Annotated in this window: 6 protein-coding genes; 2 read left to right on the plus strand and 4 right to left on the minus strand. The window is 64.2% G+C overall.

Going from position 1 to position 6,124, the window contains the following annotated elements:
- Positions 1-81: 81 nt before the first annotated feature.
- The 3 genes from WC739_RS23940 to WC739_RS23950 form a co-directional block, all read right to left on the minus strand.
- Positions 82-1,638 (minus strand): formate dehydrogenase beta subunit, encoded by a 1,557-nt coding sequence (locus tag WC739_RS23940; protein ID WP_372955472.1) that lies wholly within the window; start codon positions 1,636-1,638, stop codon positions 82-84.
- Positions 1,635-2,114 (minus strand): formate dehydrogenase subunit gamma, encoded by a 480-nt coding sequence (locus WC739_RS23945; RefSeq protein ID WP_372955473.1) that lies wholly within the window; start codon positions 2,112-2,114, stop codon positions 1,635-1,637. Before WC739_RS23945 ends, WC739_RS23940 begins: the two co-directional genes overlap by 4 nt.
- Before the next feature lie 190 nt (positions 2,115-2,304).
- Positions 2,305-3,204: a LysR family transcriptional regulator gene (locus tag WC739_RS23950; RefSeq protein WP_372955477.1), complete on the minus strand. Its 900-nt coding sequence runs from the start codon at positions 3,202-3,204 to the stop codon at positions 2,305-2,307.
- A 126-nt stretch (positions 3,205-3,330) separates the two neighbouring features.
- On the opposite strand from WC739_RS23950, the gene WC739_RS23955 reads away from it, so the two are divergent.
- Entirely contained in the window at positions 3,331-4,512 is a 1,182-nt protein-coding gene (locus WC739_RS23955; RefSeq protein WP_372955474.1) for an Mrp/NBP35 family ATP-binding protein, read from the plus strand.
- A 22-nt stretch (positions 4,513-4,534) separates the two neighbouring features.
- Here the strand turns inward: WC739_RS23955 and WC739_RS23960 are convergent, their stop codons facing one another.
- The gene (locus tag WC739_RS23960) at positions 4,535-4,987 is read right to left on the minus strand and encodes a carbon monoxide dehydrogenase subunit G (protein WP_372955475.1); all 453 of its coding nucleotides are present in this window, start codon (positions 4,985-4,987) and stop codon (positions 4,535-4,537) included.
- A gap of 147 nt (positions 4,988-5,134) precedes the next feature.
- Between WC739_RS23960 and WC739_RS23965 the strand changes: the two genes are divergently transcribed.
- On the plus strand, positions 5,135-6,124 hold a 990-nt coding region (locus WC739_RS23965), incomplete at its 3' end, for a dihydroxy-acid dehydratase (RefSeq protein ID WP_372955476.1).

Below are 6,124 nucleotides of genomic sequence, written 5' to 3' on the forward strand. Positions count from 1 at the left end.
CGACCGTCAGCGTCACCTGCTTCTGCGAGCTCGAGGCCGGCGTGCCGTAGTCGATTTCCTGAACGAGACCCATGGAGGCTCCTATTCTGCTGCTTCGGCGACCGGCGCCGGCTTGAAATCTTCGCGGAAATGGTTGAGCGCGCTCATCACCGGGTAAGGCGTGAAGCCGCCCAGCGCGCACAGCGAACCGAACTTCATCGTCTGGCAAAGGTCGGTGACCAGCGCGATGTTCTTCTCCGGCTCGATGCCGCGTGAGATCTTGTCGATCGTCTCGACGCCGCGCGTCGAACCTATGCGGCAGGGCGTGCACTTGCCGCAGCTTTCGATGGCGCAGAACTCCATGGCGAAGCGCGCCTGCTTCAGCATGTCGGCGGTGTCGTCGAACACGGTGATGCCGGCATGGCCGATCAGGCCGTCCCTGGCGGCGAAGGCTTCATAGTCGAACGGCGTGTCGAAAAGCGCGCGCGGAAAATAAGCGCCGAGCGGCCCGCCGACCTGAACCGCCTTGACGGGACGCCCGGTGGCCGTGCCACCGCCGATGTCGTCGACGATCTCGCCCAGCGTCATGCCGAAACCCGCTTCGAATAGGCCGCCGAACTTGACGTTGCCGGCGATCTGGATCGGGATCGTGCCGCGCGAGCGGCCCATGCCGAAATCCTTGTAGAAGGCGGCGCCCCTGTCCATGATAACAGGCACCGAGGCCAGGCTGATGACATTGTTGATCACCGTCGGCTTGCCGAACAGGCCCTGGATCGCCGGCAGCGGTGGCTTGGCGCGCACCACGCCGCGTTTGCCCTCCAAGCTGTTCAACAGCGAGGTTTCCTCGCCGCAGACATAGGCGCCGGCGCCGACGCGGATTTCCATGTCGAAGGCATTGGGCGAGCCCAACACATTGACGCCGAGCACGCCCGCCTTGCGGGCGATCTCGACAGCCTTGTTCATGACAGCCACCGCATGCGGGTATTCCGAGCGGATGTAGACGAAACCCTTGGTCGCACCCGTGGCGATGCCGGCGATCGCCATGCCCTCGATCAGCACGAAGGGGTCGCCCTCCATGATCATGCGGTCGGCGAAAGTGGCGCTGTCGCCCTCGTCTGCGTTGCAGACGATGTATTTGCGGTCGGCTGTGGTATCGAGCACCGTCTTCCACTTGATGCCGGTCGGGAAGCCGGCGCCGCCGCGGCCGCGCAGGCCCGATTCGGTGACCTGCTTGACGATGTCGGCAGGCGCCATCGCCACCGCGTTCTCCAGCCCCTTCAAGCCGCCGAGCGATTTGTAGGCGTCGAGCGACAATGGGTCGTTGACGCCGCAACGGGCGAAGGTCAGTCGCGTCTGTTTGGCCAGGAAGGGAATCTTGTCGGGCGCGCCCAGCCAGCGCTTGTGGTGACCGCCCGTCAGGAAACCGCAATCGAACAGGCTCTTGACGTCGGCAGGTTTCACGGGCCCGTAGGCGACGCGGCCATTGGCGGTCGCCACTTCGACCATGGGCTCGAGGAAATAGGCGCCGCGCGAGCCGTTGCGCACGATCTTCGCCTCGACGCCGCGCTCGGCGAGTTCATTGGCGATCGCCTTGGCGACCTTTTCGGCACCAAGCGCCAGCGCGCCGGAATCGCCGGGAATGTAGATGCGCGGGATCATGAGCGTACCTCGGCGACAATCTCGTCCAGCTTCTCGTCATCGAGCCGGCCGATCACCTGCCCGTCCAGCATCGCCGCCGGAGCGCAGGCGCAAAGTCCGAGGCAATAGACCGGCTCCAGCGTCACCGCACCGTCTAGCGTCGTCTCGTGGAAGCCGATGCCCAGCAACTGCTTCAGCTTCGCCGCGACCGTGTCCGAACCCATAGACTGGCAGGCTTCCGCCTGGCAAACCTTGAGCACATGCCGCCCGGCGGGGTGGCTGCGGTAGTCATGGTAGAAAGTGACGACGCCATGCACCTCGGCCCTCGAGATGTTCAGCGCCTCCGCGATGACCGGCAGCGCATCCTGTGGCACATGGCCGAACTCTTCCTGGATGCCGTGGAGAATCGGCAGCAACGGGCCTTCGAGGCCCTTCATCTCCTGGATGATCGCCGCGGTGCGCGATGTGATTTCGGTACTTGCGAGCTGCAATGGCATGCAGCGCCCTCCCTGTGGTGGCGGTCATGATATCGTCCGACCGCATGAAGCGGTCTGGCAACAACGACATGCATGCGCCGCTTTATCGCTAAGTGCTTAAGAAATCAGAGGAAACCCCTGGAATCAATAAAGCGGTTTCGTTGCACGATAGAAATTTTCTATCAAGCGGAAACCACTCGCACTGTCTAGCTCAGCGGTTGGCGTGGAAATCGTCCGCCAGCGCCATCGCCTCGTCCAGCAGCGCCGAGACCAGTGGCGTATGCGGTTCGCGCGGGGTGGCAACGAGGCCGACCGTGTGCCTGGCATCCGGCTCGACGATCGGGATGGCCCGGATCGGCTCCGAAAAACCGAATGTCTCAGCCAGGTTGAGCGGCATGATCGACGACCATTTGCCGGTGCGGATATGCGAGAACAGCACGATCATCGAATTGGATTCCAGCGTTGGCCGCACCTGCACGCCCGCTTCGGCCAGATGGTGGTCGATGATGCGCCGGTTCTGCATGTCCGGCGTCAGCAGGCAGAGCGGCAACTGGCTTAGTTCCACCCATGTCACTTTGTCGCGATCGGAGTAGGGATTGCCCGCGGCGGTGATCAATTGATAGCGCTCGTCATAGAGGGGCACGCTGGTCACCCGGCCCAGGGGCTCGTTGTCGAGATAGGTGATGCCGGCGTCGATGTCGAAATTGCCGAGCAGCGACAGCACCTCGATGGAGGTCCGCGAAAGCACCGAAAAGGTGACGCCGGGATGCTTTTCGCGAAATGGCGTCGTCAGCCGCGGCAGCATGGCCAGCGCCGTCGGGATGGCGGCGATGCGGATGCGCCCCGACAGGCCATGCCGCGCCGCGCGCATTTCCTCGCGCATGGCGCGGGTGTCGCCGACGATGCGGCGCGCCCACGCCAGGACCTGTATGCCTTCTGGCGTCAGTCCCTGGAAGCGCGACCCACGCAACACCAGCATGACGCCGAGTTGCCCCTCCAACTGCTTGATACCGGCCGACAGCGTCGGCTGGGTGACGCCGCACACTTCGGCCGCCCGGCCGAAATGCTCTTCCTTGGCCAGGGCGATGAAGAATTCCAGCTTGTCGATCATGGGCATGAGGCTGCCATAGCCGCGTGCGCCTGTCAGCATCAAAGCGATCGCTTGGTTCTGTCCTGAAACTGCATTATCTCAGGCCAGCCGCCGTCCTGGGTTGGCCAACGTCTGAGGAATGCCGCCATGTCAGTCACCAAGGAAATCGTCACCGAGCGCCTGAAGACGGTCAACGGACCTGACTTCACGAGCAATATCGTCGACCTCGGCATGGTTTCGGAGATTTTCATCGCCGATGGCAAGGTCTTCTTCTCGATCACGGTTCCCGCTGCCCGCGCCCAGGAAATGGAGCCGCTGAGGGCCGCCGCGGAACGTGTCGTCAAGGCGATTCCCGGTGTTGTCGGCGCGGTCGTGGCGCTCACCGCCGAGAAGAAGGGCGGCGGCATGGAGGCGCCTGTTCCGGCGCGTCCCGCTCCCAGGCCGGCGCCATCGGCCCCGCCCGTCGCGGCCGCCCCGCGCGCCGCGCCGCACGCGCCCGCCTCGCACAGCCAGGGCAAGCGTGGCGTGCCGGGCATCGAGGCGATCATTGCGGTTGCATCCGGCAAGGGCGGCGTCGGCAAGTCGACCACCGCCGTCAACATCGCGCTCGGCCTTGCCGCCAACGGCCTGCGGGTCGGCGTGCTCGATGCCGACATTTACGGCCCCTCCATGCCCCGGCTGCTGAACATCCATGGCCGGCCGGAGACCGTCGATGGCAAGATCCTGAAGCCGATGCGGAATTACGGCCTGAAGGTGATGTCGATGGGCTTCCTGGTCGACGAGGAGACGCCGATGATCTGGCGTGGGCCGATGGTGATGTCGGCGCTGACGCAGATGCTGCGCGAGGTCGAGTGGGGTGCACTTGACGTGCTCGTGGTCGACATGCCGCCCGGTACCGGCGACGCGCAATTGACGATGGCGCAGCAGGTGCCGCTGGCCGGCGCCGTGATCGTCTCGACCCCGCAGGACCTGGCGCTGATCGACGCCCGCAAGGGATTGAACATGTTCAAGAAGGTCGACGTTCCGCTGCTCGGCATCGTTGAGAACATGAGCTATTTCATCGCCCCGGACACAGGCAAGCGCTACGATATTTTCGGTCACGGCGGCGCGCGGCGCGAAGCCGAACGCCTTGGCGTGACCTTCCTTGGTGAAGTGCCCCTCGAAATGGGGATCCGCGAGAGTTCGGATGCCGGCACGCCGGTGGTCGTTTCCAAGCCTGATGGCGCCGAAGCGAAGATCTACCGGGATATCGCTTCGAAGGTCTGGGACCGGGTCAATGAGGAGCGCGGTGCGGCTGAAGCCGCCGTGCCGAGCATCGTGTTCGAGTGATGGGACGGGCCGGCGGCGAGGCTTACGCCGCGCCCACCTTCTCGCCAAAGCTCGAAAAGAACTGACCGGCCAGTTTCTTCGAGGTCGATTCGATCAGCCGGCTGCCAAGCTGGGCGATCTTGCCGCCGACATCGGCCTTGGCTGCGTATTTCAGCACCGTTGCATCCGGCCCGTCCTCGGTCAGCGTCACGTCGGCGCCGCCCTTGGCGAAGCCGGCGATGCCGCCCTTGCCTTCGCCCTGGATGGTGTAGGAGTGCGGCGGCTGGAGGTTCTTCAGCGTCACCTCGCCGTTGAAGGTCGCCTTGATCGGCCCGATCTTCAACACCACGGTCGCGGTCATCTCGGTCGGCGACGTCATCTCGAGGCTCTGGCAGCCGGGAATGGTCGCCTTCAGGACTTCCGGATCGTTCAGCGCTTCCCAGACTTTTTGCAGGGGTGCGGCAATGCGTTCCTCGCCTTCGATCACCAAAGCCATGAATATCTCCCAGACAAGACCGCCCGAAGCCCTAGCGCAGCGCCGGGGGCATGTCTATCGCACCAAAGTCCGGTTGCGACCCTGCGTCCCTCTTGCCTGCTCTCGCGCGTTGCCATATCGATTTGTCTTACAAATACGGAGACGATGATGGCAGGCGCCCCGACCGGCAAAAAGAAATTTCGCTCGCAGGAGTGGTTCGACAATCCCGATAATCCCGGGATGACCGCCCTCTATCTCGAGCGCTACCTCAATTACGGCCTGACGCGGGCCGAACTGATGTCGGGCAAGCCGCTGATTGGCATTGCCCAGACCGGCTCGGATCTCTCGCCCTGCAACCGCCACCATATCGAACTCGCCAAGCGCGTGCGCGAAGGCATCGTCTCGATGGGCGGCATCCCGTTCGAATTCCCCTGTCATCCGATCCAGGAGACCGGCAAGCGTCCGACGGCGGCCCTTGACCGCAACCTTGCCTATCTCAGCCTGGTCGAGGTGCTCTACGGCTATCCGCTCGACGGCGTCGTGCTGACCATCGGCTGCGACAAGACCACGCCGGCGCTGCTGATGGCGGCGGCCACCGTCAACATCCCGGCCATCGCGCTGTCGGTTGGCCCGATGCTGAATGGCTGGCACAAGGGCAAGCGCACCGGCTCCGGCACAATCGTCTGGGAATCGCGCCAGCGCCTGTCGGCGGGCGAGATCGGCTATGACGAATTCATGGACATCGTCGCCTCCTCGGCGCCGTCCACCGGCTATTGCAACACCATGGGCACCGCCACCACGATGAATTCGCTGGCCGAGGCGCTCGGCATGCAGTTGCCAGGCTCCGCGGCGATCCCCGCCCCCTACCGCGAACGCGGCCAGATTTCCTATGAGACGGGCAAGCGCATCGTCGAGATGGTGCATGAGGACCTGAAGCCGTCCGACATCATGACCAGGGAGGCGTTCGAGAACGCCATCGTCGTCAATTCGGCCATTGGCGGCTCGACCAATGCGCCCATCCATCTCAATGCCATCGCGCGTCATCTCGGCGTCAAGCTCGACAATGACGACTGGCAGGCGATCGGCCTCAACGTGCCGCTGCTGGTCAATCTGCAGCCGACCGGCGAGTATCTCGGCGAGGATTACCATCACGCCGGC

It is taken from the genome of Mesorhizobium sp., from assembly GCF_041661565.1.
Taxonomy (GTDB): Bacteria; Pseudomonadota; Alphaproteobacteria; order Rhizobiales; family Rhizobiaceae; genus Mesorhizobium.